The 24,264-nt window shown below is 60.9% G+C and carries 25 protein-coding genes; 15 read left to right on the forward strand and 10 right to left on the reverse strand.

Going from position 1 to position 24,264, the window contains the following annotated elements:
• Nucleotide 1 precedes the first annotated feature (1 nt).
• The 6 genes from GA0061100_RS30600 to GA0061100_RS30625 all read left to right on the forward strand — a co-directional run bounded on the left by GA0061100_RS30600 (nucleotide 2) and on the right by GA0061100_RS30625 (nucleotide 8,042).
• Nucleotides 2-1,291: an RsmB/NOP family class I SAM-dependent RNA methyltransferase gene (locus tag GA0061100_RS30600; protein ID WP_075856628.1), complete on the forward strand. Its 1,290-nt coding sequence runs from the start codon at nucleotides 2-4 to the stop codon at nucleotides 1,289-1,291.
• A 311-nt stretch (nucleotides 1,292-1,602) separates the two neighbouring features.
• Nucleotides 1,603-2,892, forward strand: coding sequence for an imelysin family protein (locus tag GA0061100_RS30605; protein ID WP_075856629.1), 1,290 nt, complete (start codon nucleotides 1,603-1,605; stop codon nucleotides 2,890-2,892).
• A gap of 45 nt (nucleotides 2,893-2,937) precedes the next feature.
• Entirely contained in the window at nucleotides 2,938-4,497 is a 1,560-nt protein-coding gene (locus GA0061100_RS30610; RefSeq protein ID WP_075856630.1) for a di-heme oxidoreductase family protein, read from the forward strand.
• Nucleotides 4,497-5,606 (forward strand): imelysin family protein, encoded by a 1,110-nt coding sequence (locus GA0061100_RS30615; RefSeq protein WP_075856631.1) that lies wholly within the window; start codon nucleotides 4,497-4,499, stop codon nucleotides 5,604-5,606. Before GA0061100_RS30610 ends, GA0061100_RS30615 begins: the two co-directional genes overlap by 1 nt.
• 2 nt (nucleotides 5,607-5,608) lie before the next feature.
• Nucleotides 5,609-6,697, forward strand: a complete 1,089-nt coding sequence (locus GA0061100_RS30620; RefSeq protein WP_075856632.1) for a DUF1513 domain-containing protein — start codon at nucleotides 5,609-5,611, stop codon at nucleotides 6,695-6,697.
• Between the two features lie 541 nt (nucleotides 6,698-7,238).
• Complete coding sequence (locus GA0061100_RS30625; RefSeq protein ID WP_075856701.1) at nucleotides 7,239-8,042, forward strand: alpha/beta fold hydrolase; 804 nt, start codon at nucleotides 7,239-7,241, stop codon at nucleotides 8,040-8,042.
• Between the two features lie 11 nt (nucleotides 8,043-8,053).
• Here the strand turns inward: GA0061100_RS30625 and GA0061100_RS30630 are convergent, their stop codons facing one another.
• Complete coding sequence (locus tag GA0061100_RS30630; protein WP_075856702.1) at nucleotides 8,054-9,130, reverse strand: DUF2252 family protein; 1,077 nt, start codon at nucleotides 9,128-9,130, stop codon at nucleotides 8,054-8,056.
• 163 nt (nucleotides 9,131-9,293) lie between these two features.
• Between GA0061100_RS30630 and GA0061100_RS30635 the strand changes: the two genes are divergently transcribed.
• The 4 genes from GA0061100_RS30635 to guaA all read left to right on the forward strand — a co-directional run bounded on the left by GA0061100_RS30635 (nucleotide 9,294) and on the right by guaA (nucleotide 12,554).
• Nucleotides 9,294-9,755, forward strand: a complete 462-nt coding sequence (locus GA0061100_RS30635; protein ID WP_075856633.1) for a PaaI family thioesterase — start codon at nucleotides 9,294-9,296, stop codon at nucleotides 9,753-9,755.
• On the forward strand, nucleotides 9,752-10,393 hold the full coding sequence (locus GA0061100_RS30640) for a 5'-methylthioadenosine/S-adenosylhomocysteine nucleosidase (RefSeq protein ID WP_075856634.1): 642 nt from the start codon (nucleotides 9,752-9,754) through the stop codon (nucleotides 10,391-10,393). Before GA0061100_RS30635 ends, GA0061100_RS30640 begins: the two co-directional genes overlap by 4 nt.
• 116 nt (nucleotides 10,394-10,509) lie before the next feature.
• The gene (locus GA0061100_RS30645; RefSeq protein WP_075856635.1) at nucleotides 10,510-10,860 is read left to right on the forward strand and encodes a hypothetical protein; all 351 of its coding nucleotides are present in this window, start codon (nucleotides 10,510-10,512) and stop codon (nucleotides 10,858-10,860) included.
• 131 nt (nucleotides 10,861-10,991) lie between these two features.
• The gene (guaA, locus tag GA0061100_RS30650; protein ID WP_075856636.1) at nucleotides 10,992-12,554 is read left to right on the forward strand and encodes a glutamine-hydrolyzing GMP synthase; all 1,563 of its coding nucleotides are present in this window, start codon (nucleotides 10,992-10,994) and stop codon (nucleotides 12,552-12,554) included.
• Nucleotides 12,555-12,612: 58 nt separating this feature from the next.
• Here the strand turns inward: guaA and GA0061100_RS30655 are convergent, their stop codons facing one another.
• The 4 genes from GA0061100_RS30655 to GA0061100_RS30670 all read right to left on the reverse strand — a co-directional run bounded on the left by GA0061100_RS30655 (nucleotide 12,613) and on the right by GA0061100_RS30670 (nucleotide 15,643).
• A complete protein-coding gene (locus GA0061100_RS30655) occupies nucleotides 12,613-13,986 on the reverse strand; it encodes a nitrilase-related carbon-nitrogen hydrolase (protein WP_075856637.1) in 1,374 nt (457 codons plus the stop codon).
• Nucleotides 13,987-13,988: 2 nt separating this feature from the next.
• The gene (locus GA0061100_RS30660) at nucleotides 13,989-14,561 is read right to left on the reverse strand and encodes a TetR/AcrR family transcriptional regulator (RefSeq protein WP_075856638.1); all 573 of its coding nucleotides are present in this window, start codon (nucleotides 14,559-14,561) and stop codon (nucleotides 13,989-13,991) included.
• Nucleotides 14,558-14,767, reverse strand: coding sequence for a hypothetical protein (locus GA0061100_RS30665; RefSeq protein ID WP_425298728.1), 210 nt, complete (start codon nucleotides 14,765-14,767; stop codon nucleotides 14,558-14,560). Before GA0061100_RS30665 ends, GA0061100_RS30660 begins: the two co-directional genes overlap by 4 nt.
• A 435-nt stretch (nucleotides 14,768-15,202) precedes the next feature.
• Complete coding sequence (locus tag GA0061100_RS30670; RefSeq protein ID WP_075856639.1) at nucleotides 15,203-15,643, reverse strand: lipid-binding SYLF domain-containing protein; 441 nt, start codon at nucleotides 15,641-15,643, stop codon at nucleotides 15,203-15,205.
• 374 nt (nucleotides 15,644-16,017) lie between these two features.
• On the opposite strand from GA0061100_RS30670, the gene mug reads away from it, so the two are divergent.
• Nucleotides 16,018-16,599 (forward strand): G/U mismatch-specific DNA glycosylase, encoded by a 582-nt coding sequence (gene mug / locus GA0061100_RS30675; protein WP_425298729.1) that lies wholly within the window; start codon nucleotides 16,018-16,020, stop codon nucleotides 16,597-16,599.
• A gap of 47 nt (nucleotides 16,600-16,646) precedes the next feature.
• Here the strand turns inward: mug and GA0061100_RS30680 are convergent, their stop codons facing one another.
• Nucleotides 16,647-17,603 carry an alpha/beta hydrolase gene (locus GA0061100_RS30680; RefSeq protein ID WP_075856640.1) on the reverse strand — a complete coding sequence of 319 codons (957 nt, stop codon included), beginning with the start codon at nucleotides 17,601-17,603 and terminating at the stop codon, nucleotides 16,647-16,649.
• 233 nt (nucleotides 17,604-17,836) lie between these two features.
• On the opposite strand from GA0061100_RS30680, the gene GA0061100_RS30685 reads away from it, so the two are divergent.
• Together GA0061100_RS30685 and GA0061100_RS30690 are read left to right on the forward strand one after the other, a co-directional pair.
• Complete coding sequence (locus GA0061100_RS30685) at nucleotides 17,837-18,211, forward strand: DUF4180 domain-containing protein (RefSeq protein WP_075856641.1); 375 nt, start codon at nucleotides 17,837-17,839, stop codon at nucleotides 18,209-18,211.
• Nucleotides 18,212-18,228: 17 nt separating this feature from the next.
• The gene (locus tag GA0061100_RS30690; RefSeq protein WP_075856642.1) at nucleotides 18,229-18,780 is read left to right on the forward strand and encodes a GNAT family N-acetyltransferase; all 552 of its coding nucleotides are present in this window, start codon (nucleotides 18,229-18,231) and stop codon (nucleotides 18,778-18,780) included.
• Nucleotides 18,781-18,816: 36 nt separating this feature from the next.
• On the opposite strand, the gene GA0061100_RS30695 is transcribed toward GA0061100_RS30690, so the two are convergent.
• Together GA0061100_RS30695 and GA0061100_RS34770 are read right to left on the reverse strand one after the other, a co-directional pair.
• The gene (locus GA0061100_RS30695) at nucleotides 18,817-19,380 is read right to left on the reverse strand and encodes a methylated-DNA--[protein]-cysteine S-methyltransferase (RefSeq protein ID WP_075856643.1); all 564 of its coding nucleotides are present in this window, start codon (nucleotides 19,378-19,380) and stop codon (nucleotides 18,817-18,819) included.
• A gap of 139 nt (nucleotides 19,381-19,519) precedes the next feature.
• Complete coding sequence (locus GA0061100_RS34770; RefSeq protein ID WP_159444822.1) at nucleotides 19,520-19,657, reverse strand: hypothetical protein; 138 nt, start codon at nucleotides 19,655-19,657, stop codon at nucleotides 19,520-19,522.
• Between the two features lie 156 nt (nucleotides 19,658-19,813).
• On the opposite strand from GA0061100_RS34770, the gene GA0061100_RS30700 reads away from it, so the two are divergent.
• A complete protein-coding gene (locus GA0061100_RS30700) occupies nucleotides 19,814-20,500 on the forward strand; it encodes a 2'-5' RNA ligase family protein (protein ID WP_244558002.1) in 687 nt (228 codons plus the stop codon).
• Nucleotides 20,501-20,509: 9 nt separating this feature from the next.
• Here GA0061100_RS30700 and GA0061100_RS30705 read toward each other — a convergent pair whose 3' ends face one another.
• Together GA0061100_RS30705 and GA0061100_RS30710 are read right to left on the reverse strand one after the other, a co-directional pair.
• On the reverse strand, nucleotides 20,510-22,150 hold the full coding sequence (locus GA0061100_RS30705; protein ID WP_075856644.1) for a SulP family inorganic anion transporter: 1,641 nt from the start codon (nucleotides 22,148-22,150) through the stop codon (nucleotides 20,510-20,512).
• 88 nt (nucleotides 22,151-22,238) lie between these two features.
• Nucleotides 22,239-23,120 carry a LysR family transcriptional regulator gene (locus tag GA0061100_RS30710; RefSeq protein WP_075856645.1) on the reverse strand — a complete coding sequence of 294 codons (882 nt, stop codon included), beginning with the start codon at nucleotides 23,118-23,120 and terminating at the stop codon, nucleotides 22,239-22,241.
• A 91-nt stretch (nucleotides 23,121-23,211) separates the two neighbouring features.
• On the opposite strand from GA0061100_RS30710, the gene GA0061100_RS30715 reads away from it, so the two are divergent.
• Complete coding sequence (locus GA0061100_RS30715) at nucleotides 23,212-24,186, forward strand: quinone oxidoreductase family protein (protein ID WP_075856646.1); 975 nt, start codon at nucleotides 23,212-23,214, stop codon at nucleotides 24,184-24,186.
• The last annotated feature ends 78 nt before the right edge of the window (nucleotides 24,187-24,264 follow it).

Below are 24,264 nucleotides of genomic sequence, written 5' to 3' on the forward strand. Positions count from 1 at the left end.
GATGCGTCTGGGCGGCCGATTGCAGGGGGCCATCGAAGTTCTTGCCGATATCGAAACGCGCAAGCGACCAGTGGCCGATGCCCTGAAGGATTGGGGCCTTGCCCATCGCTTCGCCGGTTCCGGCGACAGGGCCGCGATCGGTAATATCGTCTATGACGCCCTGCGCATGCGCCTATCCCACGCTTGGCTGATGGGAGACGACAGCCCCTCGGCACTCGCCCACGCCGTCCTCTTTCGGCAATGGGGCCTGACGCCCGGGGCATTGGCTGCCGAGCTCGATGGCGATAAGTTCGCCCCCGAAGCTCCAAGCCCAGAAAATCTGGCCGCCTTTGTGGCCCGCAAGCTCGAAGATGCGCCGCCACATATTCAGGGCGATATTCCCGAATGGGTCGAGCCCTCCTTCAGCCAAGCCTTCGGCGACGGCTGGCTCTCCGAAGCGCAGGCTCTCTCCGAACGTCCGACACTCGACCTTCGCGCCAATGCGCTGAAGGCCGACCGCGCCAAGGTCGTGAAGGCGCTGGAACGCGCAGGCGCTCAAGCCTCGCAGATCGCCCGTTTCGGCATCCGCATTCCCGCCGGCGAAGGCGCGTCCCGCCTGCCGAACGTGACCGCGGAGCTCTCCTTCCAGAAGGGCTGGTTCGAGGTGCAGGACGAAGGCTCGCAGATCGTCGCCGATCTGGTGCTGCCCGAAGAGGGCGACCAGGTGCTTGACTATTGCGCCGGCGGCGGCGGCAAGACGCTCGCCATGTCGGCGGCCATGCACAACAAGGGCCAGATCCACGCCTATGACAGCGACCGGCGGCGGCTTGCGCCAATCATCGAACGGCTGAAGCGGGCTGGGACCCGCAACGTTCAGGTCCATGACGAGCGCAATGGCCTGCTTTCGCTGCGCGGCAAATTCGACAAGGTTCTGGTCGATGCGCCCTGCACCGGCACGGGCACCTGGCGGCGCCGTCCCGATACGAAATGGCGGCTGACGCAGAAGAATCTCGACGAGCGCACCAGCCAGCAGCAGGAAGCCCTCGCCCAGGCAGGCGAGTTCGTCCGCCCCGGCGGGTCGCTGCTCTATGTCACCTGCTCGGTTCTGCCGGAAGAGAATGAGGCTCAGGTGGCCCGCTTCGCCGCCCGGAATCCGGACTTCGAGGTGGTGGAAACCATGAGCTCCTGGGAGAAGCTGTTCGGCAGGGACGCCCCAAAGCCGCGCTCCTCCGACGGCAAGACCATTACGCTGACGCCAGCCTCCACAGACACGGACGGCTTCTTCTTCTGCCGCCTGCAGCGGAAGATGTGAGCTGAACTCCATCCACTTGCGGCGGATTATCGCTCTGGAAATCACAGAAGGGATGCGACGACAGTCGGATGGCCAATTGTGGCCAACCGGTCGTACTGTCGTCACCCTACATCAACCGCCCCGCCAACAAGCTGCCAAGCGGCTTACATCCGTGTATCTGCAGGCGAATCCATTTCGGTGGCAGCGTCTGGACCCGTGGCTCCTCGTCTTAAAATCATTCTAAACTAGAGCGTTTGACACAAGTTTGTTTTTCATACATGACACAAATTGCCAAGTTTTGACGGTGCCCCCCGCTGTCACAGGAGAGGAACATGAAACTAAAGATCAATGTTGGCGCCGCGCTTGCGGTGGCCGTTGTCACGACCGCCACATTCAGCCTGCCGGCCCTTGCAGCCACTCCAGAGCCGGCTGCCGTTCTCAAGCATTATGCTGATGTGGCGCATGCCAAGTATCAGGACTCGCTGACGACGGCACAGGCGCTCGACAAGGCGATCGACGCTCTGCTCACCAACCCCAGCGACAAGACGCTGAAGGCGGCGCGCGCCGCCTGGATCAAGGCTCGCGTCCCCTATGCGCAGACGGAAGTCTATCGCTTCGGCAACCCCATCGTCGACGATTGGGAAGGCAAGGTGAATTCCTGGCCGCTGGATGAGGGCTTGATCGACTATGTCGACGCCTCCTACGGCACGGAAAGCGACGAGAACGCGCTCTATGTCGCGAACGTCATCGCTAACAAGACGATCAAGATCAACGGCAAGGATGTCGACGCCTCGCATCTGACGCCGGAATTCCTGTCGGGCACGCTGCATCAGGCTGGCGGCGTGGAAGCCAACGTCGCGACGGGCTATCATGCCATTGAGTTCCTGCTCTGGGGCCAGGACCTGCACGGCACCGGACCGGGTGCCGGCGAACGCCCAGCCACCGACTATGACCTGAAGAATTGCACGCACGGCAATTGCGACCGCCGCGCCGAATATCTGAAGTCTGCCTCGACGCTGCTCGTTGCCGACCTCAAGGACATGACGGAAAAGTGGGCGCCGGACGGGGAAGCGACCAAGAATGTCGAGGCCGATCCGAAGGCTGGCCTTACCACCATCCTGACCGGCATGGGCTCTCTCTCCTACGGCGAGCTTGCCGGCGAGCGCATGAAGCTCGGCCTGCTGCTGCACGATCCGGAAGAGGAACAGGATTGCTTCTCCGACAATACCTATAACGAGCACAATGGCGACGCCATCGGGATCGCCGCCGCCTATACCGGCAATTACACCCGTGTCGACGGCACCAAGATGAAAGGTCCGTCGCTGCATGATCTGGTCAAGGCCAAGGATGCAGCGCTCGACAAGGAGATGGAAGGCAAGCTCAACACCACGCTTGACGCCATGAAGGCCCTGGTGCATCGCGGCGAGACGGTCGAGAAGTACGACCAGATGATCGGCGAAGGCAACAAGGAAGGCAACGCCACGGTTCAGAAGGCCATCGACGGCCTGCTCGACCAGACGAAGAGCATCCAGCGCGTCATCGCCGCTCTCGATCTCGGCACGATCAAGCTTGAAGGTTCGGACAGCCTGGACAACCCGAACTCCGTCTTCAAGAAGAAGTAATGAGGGAAGGTGGCAGCGCGTAGACGCGCTGCCACCCCGATACCCATGACAGTTTTACCGGCCAATCGCGCCCTTTTGCCCGCCATCGCCGCGGGTTTTTTGGTTTTTTCCATTACGCTGGCAGCCGCCGACATCCTCGATTTTCCGACCACGCGCAGCGATCTTTCCGCCGAAGAGCTGAAGCGCGTGCGCGACGTGACCCGCGCGACCAGCAATTTTCTCAAGGCCGAACCCTATGAGACGATGCAGGGCGGCAGTCTGACCTCGATCGACAAGGTCACCCGCGATATCTTCTCGCAGCCATCCGCCAATCTGAACCCGGAACAGGGCCAGGATTTTCATCTCGGCAACGCGCTCTTCCGCAAGCTCTGGGTCTCCGCCCCCTCCTCCACCCAGGCCTCGGATGGGCTAGGGCCGCTGTTTAACGCGCGCTCCTGCCAAAGCTGCCATGTCCGCGATGGACGCGGTCATCCGCCTGAGGAAGTAGGAGCGGCCGCGACCTCGATGGTGCTGCGCCTTGCACGGCCTGCCGCAACCCCGGAAGAGGAGCAGGCCGTCAAGGATTTTCACGCGCTGAATTTTCCGGACTCCACCTACGGCGCACAGCTGCAGGATCTCGCCGTTCCCGGCCTCGCCGCCGAAGGCAAGGTAACCCTCAGCTATAGCGAGGAGACGGTGACGCTTGCCGGCGGGGAAACCGTGACCTTGCGCAAGCCGATGTACGGTATCAGCGATCTCGCCTATGGGCCGATGAACGTCAACACCACGATTTCGCCGCGCATCGCGCCGCCGATGATTGGTCTTGGCCTGATCGAAGCCATTCCGGATGCCGATATCCTCGCCAATGCCGACCCGGACGACAAGAAGGGCACCGGCATACGCGGCCGTCCCGCCATTGTTCGCGATCATCGCACTGGCCAGCTTGCGCTCGGGCGCTTCGGCTGGAAGGCCCAGAATGCGACCGTGCGCGACCAGGTGGCCGATGCCTTTTCGATCGACATCGGCATTTCGACGTCGGACCGTCCCAATCCCTATGGTGACTGCACCGCCAAGGAGCCACAGTGCCTGGCCATGCCGAACGGCGTGCAGGAACGCCTTGGCACGACGGAAGCACCGGACCCGGTGCTTCCTCTCGTCACCTTCTATTCCGAAAATCTCGCCGTCCCGGCCCGCCGCACGACGAGCCAGCCAACCGTACTGCACGGCAAGGATATGTTCTACCGCTCGGGCTGTGCGGCCTGTCATACGCCGAAATTCGTCACGCGCGATGGCCTCAAGGGTAGCGACGGCAAGGATTCGCCGCAGGCCTTCCAGCTGATCTGGCCTTATTCCGATTTTCTGCTGCATGACATGGGCGAAGGCCTTTCCGACGGACAGCAGGTGGGCGTGGCATCCGGTCGCGATTGGCGCACGCCGCCGCTCTGGGGTATAGGCCTGACACAGACGGTCAGCGGCCAGCAGGCCTATCTGCACGACGGCCGCGCCCGCACCTTGACCGAAGCCATCCTCTGGCACGGAGGAGAGGCGGAAAAAGCCCGCAACGCATTCGCCGGTCTTTCAAAAGACGACCGGCAAGCCCTCATCAACTTTCTGGAGTCCCTCTGATGCGCCACTGGAAACGTCTTGCAGCCAGCCTACTGCTTACCGTTGCGGCCTTGCCTGCTCACGCCGAGGACGCGACGACCACCGGCGCCGGCCTGAACGAGGCCGCCGTGCCGGCAACCCTGCAGAAGGCCGTGGATGACGTGATCCGCCCCGGTTATCGCGCCATGCATGAGTCCGCTTCGAAACTAACGACGGCGATCAAGGCGCTTTGCGCCGATCCCACGGACGCAACGCTTTCCGGCGCGAAGTCTGCCTTCGGCGATACGGTGAAGAGCTGGTCGCGCATCGAGATCGTCGACACCGGCCCGATCATCGAAAAGAACCGCTTCGAACACATCCTCTTCTATCCCGATCGCAAGGGCGTTGGCCTCAAGCAGGTGCAGGCGCTGATCGCCAAGGCCGACGAGCACGACACGACCGTTGAGGCCGTCGCCGGCAAGAGTGTGGCGCTGATGAGCATGACGGCGTTGGAATATGTGCTCTTCGGCAACGGTTCGGACGTTCTCGGCAAGGAGAAGCAGAGCTTCCGCTGCCGCTATGGCGCCGCTGTCGCCGGCAATATTGAAAATACGGCCAAGGAGCTCGCCGACGAATGGGACGCGCCCGACGGCGTGCAGAAATCCTGGAAGTTTCCGGGCAAGGACAGCAATGATTTCATGGACAACAAGGAGGCCGTCACGGCACTGCTCGGCATCCTCGTGCATGGCGCGGCCAATGTGCGCGACCAGCGGCTGGAAACCTTCTACAAGGGCGATCAGGTAGCCGCACGGCCGAAGATGGCGATCTACTGGCGCTCGGCCAACACCTGGACCTCCTTTACAGGTAATATCGAGGGGCTGAAGACACTCTGGGAAAAGGCCGATATGGCAAGCCTGCTGCCGGCGGACAAGCGCGCTGCCGCCACCAAGATCGACGGCCTGCTGAACGAGCTTGCGACGACGGCACCGACGATCAACCCGGATATCGAGACGGCCATCGGTAACGATGCCGAGCGCGCCAAGATCGACAAGCTGCTCGCCGTCAGCCGCGACCTCGCCACCAGCTTCAGCGATGAATATGGCGGCGCCATCGGCCTTTCAGCCGGCTTCTCCTTCGCAGACGGAGACTGAGCGTGATACGCAGCGGCCTGATCGATCGGAGAGCCTTCGTCAAGGCAGCAGGGCTGACCTTCCTCGCGGCGCTGAAGCCCGGCGCCTTCATGGCGTTGGAGCGGGCGGATGCAGTCTATGCTTCCGGCATCCGCACCGCCAACGGCTCCTTTGCCGTCGCGACGGTGACGGAACAGGGCCGCATCGTCGATCAGGTCGCGCTGCCCGCCCGCGCGCATGGCATGGCCTTTTCGAGGGCCACCGGCAAGACGGTCGCCTTCGCGCGCCGGCCCGGCACCTATGCGATGATCTTCGACCCCTGGAACAAGGCCGAGCCGATCGTGATTGCCGCCAAAGAGGGGCGGCATTTCTATGGGCATGGCACGTTTTCGCCCGACGGCAGACTGCTCTATGCCAGCGAAAACGATTTCGATCGGAATCGCGGCATCATCGGGCTTTACGACAGCAGCAATCGCTTTGCCCGCATCGGCGAATACGAGACCTATGGCGTCGGCCCGCACGACATGACGGTTTCGGATGATGGCAGGTATCTGATCGTCGCCAATGGCGGTATCGAGACCCATCCGGATTTCGGCCGCACCAAGCTCAACCTCGACCATATGGAACCGTCGCTGACGCTGATCGATGCCGCCAGCGGGCGGCTGATCGAGAAGCACACATTGCCGCCGCAATATTCCCAGGTCTCGACCCGGCATGTCGATATCGATGCAAGCGGCCGCGTCTGGTTTGCCTGCCAGTATGAGGGCCACCGCAACGACCTGCCGCCGCTCGTCGGCCATTTTGCGAGGGGCGAGGACCTGAGCTTCGTCACGCTGCCCGACGATACGACGCGGGCGCTTGGCAACTATGTCGGCGCCATTGCCGTCAACCGCGCTGAAAACCTCGTCGGTGTGACGTCACCGATCGAAGGGACGTCGGTAACGCTGGATGCGAAAACCGGCAAAGTACTGAAAGTGGAGAGCATCGCCGATGCGGCCGGCATCGCGCCGGCTCGGCATGGCTTTGCCGTCTCGTCCTACGACGGCGATTTCCTGAACGAGCACAGCGACGTCGCCTGGGATCAGCATATCGTGCGCATCGCACGCAGCTGATCGTTGGCTGAACTGCCCTAAGCAAGGTTGCTGGCTTCGATGAAGCATCGGCAACGCCGTCGCTGCATTTAGCATATGCGCCCGCACGCACCGCGGCGCCATTTTCCCCGTCCCTTTCCGCGACGGCCTGGATGATGGCCTCGTGCTGCGAATACGGTTGGACAACAACTCGCGATGTTCAGCCGCGTCATCCAGCCCTTCCATCATTCGCAGCTCTCCGAGATCAACCAAGGCTTGTATGCAAAAACGTCGATTCTCATGGTCTCCGCATACAAATAACCAATCACGCAACCGTTACGCATCCAATTATTGACTAAAGAAGCCTCTTGGAATACAAAACCAATCGGCAGCCTCGCTTTTGCATACACAAGGCAAGCTCGACGCTGAACCGGAATACAGGATCGGGCATATTTGATCCGCTTGTTCGGTCAGATGCCGCTCCGAGAGATACAAGATTTCAGAAGCTTCACCGTTCCGACATTCGGCGCGGACGGCTTTCTGGTGTCCATTTGTCCTCTAAACCATAGGGATCACGATGATGATGATGATGACCAGACGGAATTTCTCGACCGCAATTATCGCCGGTGCCGCCGCTTCCCTCATTTCCACTCGCAGCATGGCCGCCAGCAACCCAGCTTCCGCCTCCGGAGCGGCTAAGTCTGCACCGTTGAAGGCCCGCAACGTCGTTCTTGCGCATGGACTTTTCGCAGACGGCTCCTGCTGGACGGAGGTCATAGCCCGGCTGCAAGCCAAGGGGCTGAACTGCACGGCCGTGCAGAACCCGTTGACGACGCTTCCCGAGGCCGTCGCATCGGTCCAGCGCGTTCTCGATCGCCAGGACGGCCCGACCGTCCTCGTCGGCCATTCCTTCTCCGGCATGATCGTTACCGAAGCCGGCGTGCATCCGAAGGTTTCCGCGCTCGTCTACGTCGCGGCCCGCGCGCCGGATGCCGGCGAAGATTATACGGCACTCGCCAAGACATATCCGACACCACCTGCCTCGGCCGGCATCGTCTTCGACGGCGATGAAGGGCGGTTGAGCGAGGAAGCTTTCCTGCGCGACTTCGCCGGCGACCTCCCCAAGGCGAAGGCCGAGGTGCTTTATGCCGTGCAGCAGCCTTTCCAGAAGGCATTGCTGACCGGAAAGACCACCCAGGCCGCCTGGCGCAGCAAGCCGAGCTGGTATGCCGTTTCCACCGAGGACAGGACGATCAATCCGGATCTGGAGCGCTTCATGGCCAAACGCATGGGTGCCAGGACCATCGAGGTGAAAGCCAGCCATCTCGCGCTGATCTCGCACCCCGATACGATCACACACCTGATCCTGGAAGCTGCCGGGCATTGACCGATTGCGGCCTAGCCCTTCCTGGCAAACTCCGCCTGTTCCGCCGTGACTGCCGTGGCTGCCACCTTGGCGGCCATGCGCAGCCAATCGGAGCTGCGGGCATCGAGATCAGCCAGGATGCCGGGAATGAGCGAAGCATCGTTGGCGTGGCAATTGGCGATTTCGAAGCCCATCAGGTCCAGCATGTCAGGCGACAGCAGCACGTCTGCATCGCCTTCCACCTCGATCTTGCGGCTGTTGGGCGACAGGCGGCGCACCAGCAGGTTTCCATCCACCTGATACCGCGGGTCTAGCGAGCGCGCCCGTCCGCCGGCAATGATCCCTGTGCGGATCGTCTTGTTCGGCGGATCGTGCTTCAGCGCCCAGCCGGATTGCAGCAAGGCCTTGACCTCGCGCAGCACCGGACCACCGCGCCATTCGCCATAGGCGACGAAGCGCGGGCGACCGAGGCTACCCGTGCCGGCGAGACGCGGCTTCGGCTCGAATACGCTTGCCGGATCGGGTAAAGCCTTCTGCAGCGCCTTGAGATAGCGGTCGCCCACGGGGGCATTTGCCGGCGGCAGGTTGCGATATTTTTCCCAGAAAGCCTTGCGTTCGGCATTCGGCAGCAGCACCACATTGCGCAGCCATTTGTAATCGCGCTCGAGGATGACGGGCGAAGGCTCGCGCAAGCCGCGTCGATAGCCGGCAAGGATGCTGTCGGCAACCACGCGCGGCGTCGGACCATCCTCGCTGCGCGCCAGGATGGCGCTCGTTGCCAGCCGCACGAGATCGAGTGCATAGGGCATGACGGCCGCCTCGTCGAAGTCATTCGCACCCCAGACGAGCCGCCCCTCCTCGTCGCGCCAGGTGCCGAAATTTTCCAGATGCGTATCGCCGATCGCCAGCAGCGGCGGCGCGGACTTGAGCTCGGGGCAGATGTCGAGGATGGTTTCGGCCCAGCGCCAATAGGTGCCGCGCAAGAAGGAGAAGCTGTCGGCCTTCATCAACTTGTGTTTCTTGTCCAGCCCCACTTCGACCAGATCGGCGCCGAGCTGCGCCCGCATCCAGGTCTCGTAGGCTGTCACCGATTGCCGGATCGTCGTCATCTGCGCCCCCGCCACAAGCTTGATCGCTTCGGATAGCATGGCGATCCGATCGTGGAAATTCGATGTCTGAATGTTAGGCCGGCACACCTCTCCTTTTCCACCGGATAACCCTTGTCCAAACCGCCTCTCCGTGCCAATTTCGCACCCGCGAAAAGGGGACGGCATGACAGGGGCAGACGAGACGGGGACCAGCGGCGACTTTCGGACCCGCATCCGAACGAGCTTCGAGCGGCAGGCGGCGATGGCGACGATCGGCGCGGAGCTGACGCGCGTCGAGCACGGTACGGTCGAGATCGAATTGCCCTTCGATATCAAGCTGACGCAGCAGCACGGCATATTGCATGCCGGCATCATCGCCGCCGCGCTGGATTCGGCCTGCGGCTTTGCCGCCTACAGCGTCATCGATCCCTCCGCATCGATCCTCACGATCGAATTCAAGATCAATCTGATGTCGCCGGGTCGCGGCGAACGCTTCCTGTTTCGCGGCGATGTCACCAAGCCGGGCACGACGATCATCGTCGCCGACGGGCGCGGCTATGCCATCGGCGACGGACCGGCCAAGCTGATTGCCTCGATGACGGGAACGATGATGGTCATCCGGGGCAGAGAGGGAATTAGCGGATGAAATTCGAATTGAAGCGGGTATCGGGCAAATCGATCCTGTTCGTCATGGCGGCCGAGGCCGAGTATGGACCCTTTCTGCGCTCGCGCATCGATCCGCTGATGACGGGCGTCGGTCCCGTCGAGGCGGCGATTGCGCTGACCCGTGCCTTCGCACAGCTCGAGGCACAGGGCGATCTTCCCGATCTCGTAGTATCGCTGGGCTCGGCCGGTTCCGCCAAACTGGAGCAGACGGAGGTCTACCAGGTCACCTCGGTTTCCTACCGCGACATGGATGCCTCACCGCTCGGCTTCGAGAAGGGCCGCACGCCTTTCCTCGATCTCCCCGCAACGATCGAACTGCCGCTGCGCATTCCCACCATTGCCGAGGGCAGCCTCTCGACAGGCGCCAACATCGTCTCCGGCGCAGAAGCCTACCACCGCATCGGCACCGACATGGTCGATATGGAAACCTTCGCCGTGCTACGCGTCTGCCAGACCTATGGCCTGCCGCTGATCGGCCTGCGCGGGATTTCCGACGGTCAGGTCGAGCTGCAGCGCATTTCCGACTGGACGGAATATCTGCATGTGATCGACCGCAAACTGTCCTATGCCGTCGATGGCCTGTTTACCGCGCTGGAAGACGGCGTGTTCTGGTTCTGAGCGGGGGTTTGTCTTCCAACAAACCGCTCTTTACTATGCTTCCCATGGCGTCAAAGATATTACTTGCGCTATAAGACAAAAGTGGCCGCTGGCGCTCTGTCATTCGGGAGGAGATAGTGGAGACGCTCAAATTACTGCTAGAACGAGCGGATGCTGTAAACAAATACTGGAATTTATATATCGCCGCTTCGTTGGGCGTTATCGGTGTCTCGCAGGCCATCAAAGGCGATGGAAGCTTTTCAGCGTTGCGGATTTTATTGGCACTCGGATTCGTTATTTTTGCGATTTCAAATCTTTTGGCGATCCGCTCGATCAACGCGCAGCGTGTGCAGATATCGATGCTGGTGGAAGATCCGTATAAAAATATCGCCAATTTAGGTCGCCCGCCGTCAGAATTCGTATTTCTATGTTTCCACGCTGGTATCGACGTAACGGTTGTTCTGAGCATTCTACTTCTTCATGGATAATCAGAGGAATCCGGTTGAAAACTCCCATGGAGGCTAGGCAAGGCCCCAAATAGGACAATCGGGACAATAAAATCCGCTGCGGCGTGATTTGCCCGATTGCCAGGTAAAGCGCTTTTCATTAAAGGCTCGCCATGACCCAGACAGCACATCCAGACACCGTTCTCATCGTCGATTTTGGCAGCCAGGTGACGCAGCTCATCGCACGGCGTGTGCGCGAAGCGGGCGTTTACTGCGAAATCGTTCCGTTCCAATCCGCCGAAGCCGGCTTCAAGCGGCTGCAGCCAAAGGCCGTGATCCTCTCCGGCAGCCCGGCCTCGACCGTGGACGAAGGCTCGCCGCGAGCGCCGCAGATCATCTTCGACAGCGGCATCCCGGTCTTCGGCATCTGCTACGGCCAGCAGACCATGTGCATGCAGCTCGGCGGCAAGGTCGAGAGCGGCCATCATCGCGAATTCGGCCGCGCCTTCCTGGAAGTCGACAAGGATTGCGCCCTCTTCGAAGGGCTATGGTCGAACGGCTCGCGCCATCAGGTCTGGATGAGCCACGGCGACCGCGTCACCGCGCTGCCTGATGGCTTCGAGGTGGTCGCCACCTCTTCGAACGCACCTTACGCCTTCATCGCCGACGAGAAGCGCAAATATTACGGCGTTCAGTTCCATCCGGAAGTCGTGCATACGCCCGATGGTGCCAAGCTCATCGGCAACTTTATCCATAACATTGCCGGCATCAAGGGCGACTGGTCGATGTCGGCCTATCGTGCCAAGGCGGTTCAGGCGATCCGCGATCAGGTCGGCGACAAGCGCGTCATCTGCGCTCTGTCAGGCGGCGTCGACTCCTCCGTTGCCGCGCTGCTGATCCATGAGGCCGTCGGCGACCAGCTGACCTGCATCCTCGTCGACCACGGCCTGATGCGCAAGGACGAGGCGGCCAATGTCGTCGCCATGTTCCGCGAGCACTACAATCTGCATCTCCTGCATGTCGACGCCTCCGATCGCTTCATCGGCGAGCTGGAGGGCGTCAGCGACCCGGAAACCAAGCGCAAGATCATCGGTCGCCTCTTCATCGAGACCTTCGAGGAAGAAGCCAAGAAGCTCGGCGGCGCCGACTTCCTCGGCCAGGGCACGCTCTATCCGGATGTCATCGAGAGCGTTTCCTTCACCGGCGGTCCCTCGGTCACCATCAAGTCGCACCACAATGTCGGCGGCCTCCCCGAGCGCATGAAGATGCAGCTCGTCGAGCCGCTGCGCGAACTCTTCAAGGACGAAGTGCGGGCGCTCGGCAAGGAGCTCGGCCTGCCCGACAGCTTCATTGGCCGCCACCCTTTCCCCGGCCCAGGCCTTGCCATCCGCTGCCCCGGCGGCATCACCCGCGAGAAGCTGGAAATCCTGCGCGAGGCGGACGCCATCTATCTCGACGAGATCCGCAAGGCAGGCCTCTACGACGCGATCTGGCAGGCGTTCGCCGTGCTCTTGCCGGTCCAGACCGTCGGCGTCATGGGCGATGGCCGCACTTACGAGTTCGTCTGCGCGCTGCGCGCCGTCACGTCCGTCGACGGCATGACCGCGGATTTCTATCACTACGACATGGAATTCCTCGGCCGCGCCGCGACCCGCATCATCAATGAAGTCCGCGGCATCAACCGCGTGGTCTACGACGTCACGTCGAAGCCGCCCGGCACGATCGAATGGGAGTGACGACAACTGCCAAGGCGACTAAAGGGTGTCACCGTTTTGGCGATTGTGGAGCTCGGTATCAGCGGTACAGCCGCCGGCGTGAGCGGCTGAATATCCAAGCTGCAAGTGCCAGCGCGCCTGCCGCACAGGCCCAGGCGAAGACATCGCCGATGCGTGTATAGAGCGTCAGCCCCGGCCCCTCGGACACCGGCCCGACGATGGTTGTCAATTCGGAGGAATCGGTAGTAGCGCGAGCGATGACGCGGCCTTGCGCATCCGTAATTGTCAGAAGCCCATTTCGTGCCGCGCGCACCATGGCAAAGCCGTTTTCGACACCGCGCATGTTAGCAATGTTCGCATGCGCTTCGCGATCTCTGCCGAAATCCCATGCGGGCACGAACAGAATGCGAATGCCAAGCTGCGCGTCCCGCCGGATCGTATCCTCGAAATCCATGTCCTTGCAGATGGCGACGGCGCGACCCGCGCCCAGGAACCCCGGGCTGAGGCCCGGCGAAAGCGGCTCCAATCCCGGTATGAGGTGCCGTTTTATATAGCTGGCTGTGCCGTCACGGGAGAATGTGAAAGCGATGTTGCGAGATGTCTCCGCAACCTCCCGATATCCAACGACGATATGGCTGCCTGTCGCTTCGGCAATGCTTGTGAAGCCGTCAGCTGCATTGCGCCATTCGGGCCTAAGTTCAGCTATCTCCTCCGGTAGGACGATGGTGTGTATGTCCTGAGCCGCTAGTGCCGTTACCGCCTTGACGTAGTCTTGTGACACTGTTCGCGCTGCGACTTCAGTGGAAGGGAGGTTTGTCTCGCCATTTCCGATTGCGGCCACAAGCACAGTTGCGGCGGAAGGTGCCGCGAGCCGCGCCAAACCGAACGCCAAATTGGCTACGAAGAGAACAGCCACGGCAATCGCGGGAACCGTTGCGCGCCGCCCCTCCCTGAGCAGAAGAGCTAACGCGCTCGCAACGGCGCAAATGAGAAAAGTGACGCTCCACAGGCCGGTCAAGGAGACGCTTTGAATGAACACCGGCGCGGGGACCTGACTATAAGCAAACGCTCCGAAGCTGCCATACGCCGAAATGCGTGCATTGAGATATTCGACACTGGTCCAAAGCAGGGGAAAGGCGAACACAGCGCCTATCGCCGGTAGATGTCTTTGCGCTGCTCGCGCGAACAGCATTGTCGCTGCGTAAATGGCTGCGGTTATGGCGATGACGACGGAGATTTCAGGCGCCATCTGCCAATAGGCTTCGAACAGGTTGAGCTGCCCGATCGCATATGCGGCAAAACTCGCGGCGAACACATGCCAGGCACGTGCCGGGCCGTACGCAAGCCACAGAAGCGGCACCTGCGCGATCCACATCAGCGGCCATACCGTGTTCAGTTCTACAGAAAAGAAGAATAGAACGCCGCTGAGCAGCACGCATATGATCGCAGTCATCGTCAATCGTTCCTTAGAAACGAGTGAATGCAATGCAGCATAGCCATACGGTAAGCTGCGCGGAATTCTGGTTCGCCGACAAAGCGGCCGGCTTGGTAAAGCGAAATCAATCCCTGGCCAAGCGCGCTGAGCGTTAGTCCCATGTCCGTCGCGGATACCTTGCCGATCATTCCCAATTTCTTGGCATGTTCTATGCGATCGTGGAGGATGGCGACCGCAGGGGAACGGCCGGCAGCGAAGTCGTCCGGATAACGCCTTGCCTGAGTGGCGGGCAGAAGGAAGGCAGCCTCGTACTGGCGTGGCTCCTCGAGCGCGAAAGCAAGAAATGCTTCGCTCGCCGCATGGAGCCATTGAATGGGGTCGCTCTCCTGAATGGCCCGAACCCGTTCCTCCCATGCTGATATGCCGTTTCGCATGAGCGCATTTGTCAGAGCCTCCTTATCCGGATAGTGCCGGTAGATGGCCATAGCGGTAATGCCGACGTCCTTGGCAATCGTACGCATGGAGACGCCGGCAAGTCCTTCCCGTTCGAACCGCCGCTTTGCGGCTTCGAAGATTTGCTGTTTGGTCGTCATGTATACAGTGTATACATATACGGCGTATACATCAAGAGGATCGGCCAGGGTGTGCCCACATAAAGTTCGCGACCCTTGGTCTGAGCCGCGGACAGTGCTGAGTCGAGAAGCGATGGTGTGCTGGTCAGCCAGAAGCGCAGAAACGCGGCCACCGCTTCGTTTGAGATCGTGACGTGGCGCTCGATCCGCGTCAGGTCGCGGCTCATGCGACCGAGCCGCCGCGCGAGCGCCGCCGCGAACACCCGGAGCGGTTCAGTTTTTCACGCAATTCCGGACGGAAAACCGCTGCCCACTTTTCCTGGAATTGCCCTAGTCAGTTATGACGGTGTTTTTTCGGGGAGTTAGCTTCGACCTTCCCCGTTAGCCCGTGCCCGCGAAATTGGCCGATAGATATCGATAGTTCACAAAATTTTTCTGACTGCTCGCCTCTAAAACCCAGTGAAATCACGACTTCAACTTTTCAACGGACTCACTCGCGGCGCGAAACTGGAAATTTTTCACAATAAAATCAATTCATTAATGCAGAAAATAATAGAGTCGGCACAAGAGAAACGATATTCTCTCCGCAATTTTCCCGAGGAAACCCAACCGTCCTATTCAACAATCGGGTTTCTCCAAGGATGATGAACGGTGTCGCGCCCTTACTTCACCGTGATGCTCAAGCCACTGATGTCGGCGTTGACCTGCAGGCCGACCTGCCTGCCCGTCAGTTCGAGCTGGGCGCCCTTGTCGTTGGTCATGACAATCATCTGGGCGCCTTTGCCGATCGCACCGCCGCCGCCGGCGGCACCGTAGACCCCGCTCACATCCTGGGCTCGGCGGATATGGCGCACCGTACCCTGGAAATAGGTCTTGGAGGCCCCAAAAGCGAGGCCGCCGGAGATGCCGCCGATCGAGACCGGGTAGCGTTTGCCATGGAAGGTCAGCGTGCCTTCGCCACCGGAGCCACCGACGAAGAAAGCCGCCTTGTAGACGGAGAAGCGGATCGTGCCGCTATCGGCATGTGCGGCGCCGGCGAAGCCAATTCCTACGGCAGCGATGGCGGCAACCGCCACTGAGCGAAATCCAGACGAAATCTTCATGATGAGCTGTTCCTCAAAATGCGCCGCTTCCCCAGCCGGCCGGGCACGACGTCAGCGTCGTATCAAAGTTAGAGATAAACGATCTCGCACGACCTTTAGTTCCAAAACACATTAAAACAAAGCGTTAGGGTCTAGGCGATGGCGGTGTCTGTTCCCAACGCAATTGCTTGGTTGTCAGGCATCATGAGTTGCTTCGGCAACGAAGTCCGCGACAAATCGTACAATCCATGATCAATAGCGGGACCTCCCGTGTTACCGGCGAAAGTTCGAACAAGTTTCGGGCTGTCGATGGCACGCCCACAATCTATCGGCTAGGATGATGGGACGCGGCTTTACGCACCGTCTTCTCCTCCTCTCGCACATGGACGCTTCATATGCAGGATGATGTCCCGGTCGAAGGGATGAGTGTTCAAATAGAAAACACGGCGCCGCCGACTGGGCTCGCCGAAATCCTGGCCCCTCATCTCTCCGTGGTCTTCTGCGGATTGAACCCCGCGCTTACCGCGCATCGCGACGGGCATAACTTTTCCAACCGCAGCAACCGCTTCTGGCGAGTGTTGCACCTTGCCGGCTTCACCCCTCGCCTGTTGCGGGCGGAGGAAGAGCGCGAGATGCTGCAATATGGTCTCGGCCTGACATCGGCGGTCTCCCGCCCGACGAAAAGCGCCAGCGAGTTGAAGAAGAGTGATTACATTGCCGCAGCCCCTGTGCTCGAAGAGAAGATCAGGAGGCTTGCGCCTGATAATCTGGCATTCCTCGGCAAAGCGGCCTATGCGGCCATCAGCCTGCGGGCCGATATCGAATGGGGCAGGCAACCGGAGGCATTTGCCGGCGCCTCAATCTGGGTCCTGCCCAATCCAAGCGGCCTCAACCGGGCTTTCGATCTGGCGAAACTGACGGAACATTATCGCGAGCTAAAGCTGGCGGTTGAAGACCAAAGGAATCTCATCAAATAGCCCGCACTTCCCGGGCTGCGATCACGCAAGCCGGCCTGCCATCGCGATCAGCCATTCTTTTGCGGACCGAGCACGCCGATCGTGTGCAGCCACTGTTCCGCCAGCGCCGGCCAGTGGCTGATGGGAAACTTTGTGGGACGAAGACCGAAGGCGTGGCTGCCTTGCGCGTATAGATGCATTTCCGTGGGAACGCCGGCTTTCTGCAGCGCGATATAGTAGGCGAGCGATTGCTCCACACCATCGACATGATCGTCTTCGGCCTGCAACAGGAAGGTTGGCGGGGTGTCGGCGCTGACGCGGATGTCGGGGCGGAGGCTCATGTCTGCCTCGTTTCGGGTGGCACTGTCCTCATCCTCATGCACCCATAGATGACCGGGATAGAGCGCCATGGCAAAGTCCGGCCGGCAGCTCAGCTTGTCCGCATCATCGACCGGCGCATATGTCCGCTGTGAGAAATGCGTGCTGAGCGCGGCAACGAGATGTCCTCCGGCGGAAAACCCGATGATGCCGATCTTATGGGGATCGACATGCCATTGTGCAGCGTTTTGGCGCACCAGCCCCAGCGTACACTGGGCGTCCTGCAAGGCCGTTTGCACCTTCGGATAATGGCGGTGTCCTTTTTCCCATGTCGGACCTGAATTGGGGACCCGGTACTTGAGAAGAACGCAGGTAATGCCGCGCGAGGTCAGCCAGTCGCAGATCTCCGTGCCCTCCAGACCCATCGCCAGGACCTTGTAGCCTCCACCCGGAAACACCACCACGGCCGCACCAGTGTTGCTGCCTTCTGGGGCATAGACAGTCATCGTCGGCCGGCTAACATCGGTGACCGTCTCCCCATCCGTGCCAACGGACTCGGGTTTGGCTTCCGGCACCGCATCCGGTACGGCACCAGGCCAGATCGGCATCTGGACGTGGCCGGGTGAAGGTTGCCAGCCAGCTGACTGCGCTGGCGAATATGCGAAAACGAGCGTGAGAAAGGAAATTGCGAAGATCGATTTCTGCATGGCACGATATACCTCGCTGGGAACAGCAATTCATATCGATGAACGAAATCAACTCACGTTGGATGATGATCGATTGCAGCTTTATCGTGACCGCAAACGGGCACGCCGTACCGGTCAAATGGGGAAATTGATGGCTCCAGGATCCGAATGCTCCATATGATAGCTGTTGCCAACCGATTACACGGAATGATAGCGGAAACTCCTGTTTCAATAGCAGGCAAAATCGAACCGGCATGTACACGATCAAAGAATTCTCCGGCCAAAAGATCATCATCGGCAATGACAGCGGACCGCTTCTCACCAGCGAAAGGGACGTGAACGACTGGATCGGTGCAGCATGGGATGCGGAGGCCAAGCTGGTTGCCATTCCGGTATCGCGGCTGAGCGAGGAGTTCTTCCAGCTCTCGACCCGTATCGCCGGCGCGATCATCCAGAAATTCGTCAACTATCGCGCCCAGCTCGTCATCGTCGGCGATATCTCGCGGTGGATCGCAGGCAGCAACGCCTTGCGCGATTTCGTCTACGAGTCCAACAAGGGACGTGAGGTCTGGTTTCTGCCCGATCTGGATGCGCTTGCGCAGCGCCTGCAGCAGAATGCCCAAAGCTAAATCAGAGGTCTGCCTTTATGGAAGCGACGCTTTCCCCACCGAGACTGGAAACCGAACGGCTTATCCTGGCCGGGCATACGCTCGATGACTTCGAGCCGCTTGCAGGCATGTGGAGCGATCCTCTGGTCGTGAGGCATATTTTCGGCAATGTCGTCTCTACTTCCAGGGAGTCATGGATGCGGATGCTGTCCTATCATGGCCTCTGGCCACTGCTCGGGCATGGCTACTGGGCAGTGCGCGAGAAGTCCTCCGGACGCTATGTCGGCGATCTCGGCTTTGCCGATTTTCATCGGGTCATGGAGCCGTCGATTAAGGGTATTCCGGAGGCCGGCTGGGCACTGGCCGCGTGGGCGCATGGCAAGGGCTTCGCCACGGAAGCTCTTGCCGCAGCCACTGCCTGGCTCGACGAGCAGCCACGATTTGATCGTAGCGTCTGTCTGATCTCACCCGACAACGCGGCTTCGATCCGTGTTGCCGAAAAGGCCGGCTATTGTGATCCGAAACCGATCCACCTGAACGACAAGCAGACGTTGCTGCTTTCCCGCGCCCGTCAAACAGGGGAAAAATAGGACGAGCGGCCGAAGCCTCCCGCCCTGCTTCATTGCCTAAAACGCCAGCGACTGCTGCACCGGCTTCGGCGGCGCAAGCTGGACGCCTTCCAGCTCAAGCATTCGGGCCTTGGAATTGGAGCCGCCCGGTGCGGAAAAGCCGCCGATCTTGCCACCTACCGCCAGAACACGGTGGCAGGGGATGATCAGCGCCACCGGGTTTTTCGCCATGGCCTGCCCAACATCGCGCGCGGCTTCCGGCCCGGCGCCAAGCTGCTTGGCCAGTGTTCCATAGGTTGTCGTGTGGCCCCAGCCAACCTGCCGGGCGGCATCGTAGATCTGCTTGAAGAAGGCATCCTGCTCGCCGAGGTCGAGCGTGACGTCGGAAAAGTCGATCTCCTCACCGGCGAAATAGCGCTTCACCTTGGCAACCGCCTCGGCAACCTCCAAGGTCGGCGTGCCGGGCTGCGCATTCGGCAAGCGGCGCAGAAGCAGGCGCTCGGTCGCGCCAGCATCCTTGGTCGGCAATTGAAAGCGCAGCACGCCGACATCGTTCCAGGCGATGCCGCAGAAGCCGCCGGCGGTTTCGAAGATCAGATAATTCTGCCTTGTCTCGTTCATGACGAAAGCTCCCGTGTTTCCACTTGTCATGAAAATCGTCCTCGGAAGCGTCGAATTCAACCCGATTCTTGCAAAGATCGGGAATTGCCACCGTTTTAGCGGCAATGGGATGCCACTGAGACGATTACAGGCACGAGCATCAATATCCGCCGCCAGTCGGAGGGGCGTTCAGCGTCATGCCGCCGCCAGAATTGCGCTCACCCGAGGTGGAGCAAGAAGCGATGCCAAGGCCGATGAGAGCGAGAACAATGGCTGCGGCGACTGATCTGGTGAACATGGCTGTGATTCCTGTTGGTGAGAATGGGCACGAAGGCCCGAACCTGGAATGAACAGATCAAGCCGACCTTTTATTCGATCGCTTTTTCAAATGGCGCTCACAGCAGGGCGCTCTGTCAATCCATTATATGTTCTTGTTTTGTTCTTGAATTAGCAATTGCTTTACTCTATCATTTTGCGGTCAAAAATCAGGAAGGGGCAGAGCGGTAAGGCTTTGAAGCAACCCATGAAGAACAACAGGCAACTCTCGCTCTATCTCAGCGGCGGATCGTACAACCGGACACCGCAGCCAGTCGATCAAGAGCCAGTTAGCGAGCTCTATTTTGCGGTCCTCCCCGATGCGGAGAGTGCCGCTCGTAGTCACAAGCTCGCAGGCAATTTCCATCGGCAATACCGATTTTTCGCAAGACCACGAAGAGCCGATCTCCTGCATGTGACGCTCTATACGATCGGTTCGTTCCGCTGCTTGCCGGAGGAGACAGTATTTGCAGCGATGGAGGCTGCCTCGAGAGTGAGAAAGCCATCCTGTCCAGTGGTTTTCGATCAGGCTGTCAGTTTCGGTGGTGGCGATAATCGCCCGCTTGTTCTGTGGAACAGGAACGGGAACCCCGAACTCAAGGCTATCCATCAGGAATTGGTCGACGCCATGCGGCTCACGGGTATTGCGCCGGAGAAAGAAAAACCCGTGGAGCCGCATATGACGCTGCTCTATCGTGGGCAAATCGTTCCGGACATTGCGCTTGAGGAACCCGTGAGCTGGACAGCCAAAGACTTTGTCCTCATCAACAGCCTGCAGGGTCAATCGACCCACCAGCATCTATGCTACTGGACTCTGCGCGACTGAGCGATCCGGTCAAACCTTCGACCGATTGCCATCCGCCATCACCGCCGCCACCGCATCATCGACGCTGAAGCTGCAGCGCTTGTCGACATCGGCAACACCCGCGACTGTCATGAGATCGCGAACGCGGTCGTGCACGCGAGCAAATTGAACACGGAGGCCGGCTCGCTGCATGGCGCTGTCGAACTCCATCAAGGCGTCCATCGCCGTGCTGTCGATATCGGAGCTTTCTTCAAGGCTGAGAATGGCTGCCCGCAACCCAGCTTCGCTGCGGCTGCCGGACAATATCTCGCCGAAGATCGTATCGGCGTTGCCGAAAAATAGGGTCTCGCCGGGGCGCCAGATGGCAATGCCCGGTATCTCGGAGGCATCGTCATGCCTGCTGACATCGACGAAGTCATGGCTGTTGTTGAGCCGCCCCAAACGGGCAACATGTGGCGAGGCCAGGCGATGCATCATCGCGGCAAGCGAGAGCGCGATCGCCAGCAGCATGCCGTTGAGGACGCCGAAGGCCAGCACACCGAGCGCGGCACCCACTGCCACATAGAAATCACGGTGCAGTCGGCGCAAACGTAGGATGGGACTGGGATCGAGCGCATGCGTAAGAGCCGCGATCACGACGGCCGCGAGCACCGGCTCAGGCAGAAGAGCAACAAGCGGGCCGGCACAGGCAATCAGGATCGCAAGGCCAATGGCGGCGAAGACGGTGGCCGCCCGCGTTTTCGCGCCCGCCGCCTCGCTGGCAAAGCCGGCGGAAAAACCGGCACCGACCGGCATGCCCTGAACGACGGCGCTGGCGATATTGGCGGCACCCAGCGCACCGAGCTCTCGATTGACCTCCAGCGTCTCGCCGTAGCGCAGCGCCAAGGCCCGCATCGTGCCCCAGGACTCGGCAAAGAGGATGAGGACAAGCGGCACGGTGAACTGCACCAGCCGCGAATAGGCGGTCCAGTCGGCGTCCGGCAGCGACGGCCATTGCGGTAGGATCTCGATGGGGCCAACCAGTTTGACACCATGACCTTCCAAGCCGAACAGATAGGAGGCGAAGATGCCGGCAACGAGCACGAGGAAGGCGCCAGGGATACCAGGCAATCGCTTCAGCAGCAGCAACGCCGCCAGCGCGACGAGGCCGACTGTAACGCTGACCGGATTCCACTGCAGGATCGCGCCGAAGAGTGCGGCCGCGTATGTCAAAATATTCGAGCCCTGCACGGGCACGCCGACCAGGATCGGCAGCTGATGCAGGATGATCGTGATTGCCAGCCCCAGCGCGAAGCCGCGCAGCACCGGCCGCGAGATGAAACCGGTGATGCCGCCGAGCCGCAGCGCGCCGGCGACGACGAATAGAATGCCGGCGAGCGCCACCGCAACCGTGGCAAGCCCCGCCTTGATCGTGGCATCGCCCGGCACCACCGCCAAGGTGGCGGCGAGAATGGCGGCGGACGAGGATGTCGGAGAGACGATGGCAAAGCGGCTGCGGCCGAATATGGCATAGATGAGACAGCCGGCGATGCCGGCGAGGATCGCCCGATGCGGCGGCAGGCCGGCAATACCGGCGTAAGCAACCGCTTCCGGCAACATCAGCCCGGCAACCGATATGCCCGCGACCAGATCCGCCCTGTCCACCACGAACCAACTGCCCAGCTTCGTCATCGATCACCGACCATAGGGATGGCGCATTCATTTATGGATAGAGATTCGCGGCGAAGCTGCAACAAGAAAATATGGCCAGGAGTTACCCTTACGCTCCTGCGCTTGCGTCGTCCCGGATGGGGCAGCTTTGGCCGATCACGTCGCAGACAAAATCCATGACGGCTCGGACAGCCGGCGAACGTCGTAGATCCGGGTAGGTTACCAGCCAAAGATCCCGCGTGGGTGACGGAACCGTTGCCGGAAGGCGCGTCAAGGCAGGTTCGCTATCCCCCAGGAAAGTGGGAAGCACGAGAACGCCAATGCCGGCGCGCGCAGCTTCGAGCTGCCCGAAGATATCGCCGGCGCGGAATACGATTGGCCGCCCGGCCAGCAGACTGCGCAGCCATGTCTCCCGCGTCAGATGTTCAAGGGCTGCATCATAGCCGATGAAGACCCAGTCTTCCTCGGGCATCTGCGCAAAGGATGGGGTTGCGTAAAGACCGAAGCGCATCACGCCGATGCGCCGAACCAGCAGATCGCTCTCCTCCGGCCTCGTCGTTCTCACGGCAATATCCGTCTCACCGTGATCGATCGTCGCACGGCGCGAGACACCGGCGACAGTCAAGGTGATGTCCGGATGGTCCACGCGAAACAAGGCCGCTTTCGGAGCAAGAAGATGAGCGGCGACCGATGGCGGCGCGCTGATCTTGACCGCGGCGGAAAGCCCGGCGACGGCGCTCTTCGAATAGCGCCTGATCGCCTCGACATTTTCATCGATACGTCCCACCAATTCGGCAATCGCGCGGCCATCTGCCGTCAGAGGAGAAGTGCGCGGCCGCCGGTCGATGAGGCGCAAATCGAGCGAACGCTCCAGCGCGGCAATGCGCCGGCCGACCGTCGCGTGATCGACGCCCAGCTCCCGCGCCGCGGCGGACAGCGAGCCGGTTCGCGCCAGGGCGGCGAAATGGTGAAGGTCCTGCCAGTCTATCATCGGTGCATTATTGCACAGATGTGGTGAGTTCATACCGAATTTATTCAAGCCGGGCTTTGTGGTCAAAGATCTCCTGAAAGGAGACTTCCGCATGCCCCTAGCGATTGCCATTACCGGCCCCGGCGGGCCTGAGGCCATGAAAGCTGTCGAGCTCCCCGCCACGGAACCAGGTCCCGGCCAAGCCCGCATCCGCCAGAGCGTTTCCGGCGTCAATTTCGTCGATATCTATGTCCGCTCCGGGCTCTATCCGCTGCCGCCAGGCCAAAGCGTGCTCGGCTTCGAGGGCGCCGGTGTCGTCGAGGCGATCGGCCCCGAAGTCGCAGGATTGAAGGTTGGCGACCGTGTCGCCTATATCGGCCATCCACTCGGCAGCTATGCCGAAGTGCGGACGCTGTCCGCCGCCCGACTGGTGAAATTGCCCGAAGGCGTCAGCGAACGCGTTGCCGGCAGTACGATGCTGCGCGGACTGACGGCGCACATGGTGCTGCAGAAGGTTTACCCTGTGAAAGCAGGCGAATGGGTGCTCGTCCATGCGGGCGCCGGCGGTCTCGGCCAGCTCGTGACGCGCCTTGCCAAGCGGATTGGCGCAAACGTCATCGCCACAGTCGGCTCCGAAGCCAAGGCTGAGTTTGCCTATGAGGCCGGCGCGGATGTGGTGCTCCTGCACACATCGGAAGATTGGGTGGAGGAAACGCGCCTTATTGCCGATCGCCGCGGCGTGCATCTTGCCGTCGACGGGATCGGCGGGACGATGCTGTCGCAGACGCTTGCCGCGGTACGCCCCTTCGGCATGGTCGCAAGCCTGGGCCAGGCAGGCGGCCCGATTCCGCCGATCCAGATCGAGGAGCTGACAGCGCCTCGCGCAATCGGCCTAGCACGCCCAAGCGTATTGACCTACGCCAGCGATCCGGACCTCTACCGCCAAGGCGCCACGGCGCTGATGGATGCGCTGCAGGCAGGCCTCATCAACCCGATCGGCGCCGAATATGCGCTCAAGGATGCAGCCCAGGCTCATGCCGACCTGGAGGCCGGACGAACAACGGCCAGTGTCATATTGACGATGTGAGACGTTTCCAGCGAGGCCGGTTCGCCGGCTTCGTTGCAAAGGCACAGCAGCTTCAAGCCGCACGCACAATCAATTCAT

It is taken from the genome of Martinezella hainanensis (assembly GCF_900094555.1).
Classification (GTDB): Bacteria; Pseudomonadota; Alphaproteobacteria; order Rhizobiales; family Rhizobiaceae; genus Rhizobium; species Rhizobium hainanense.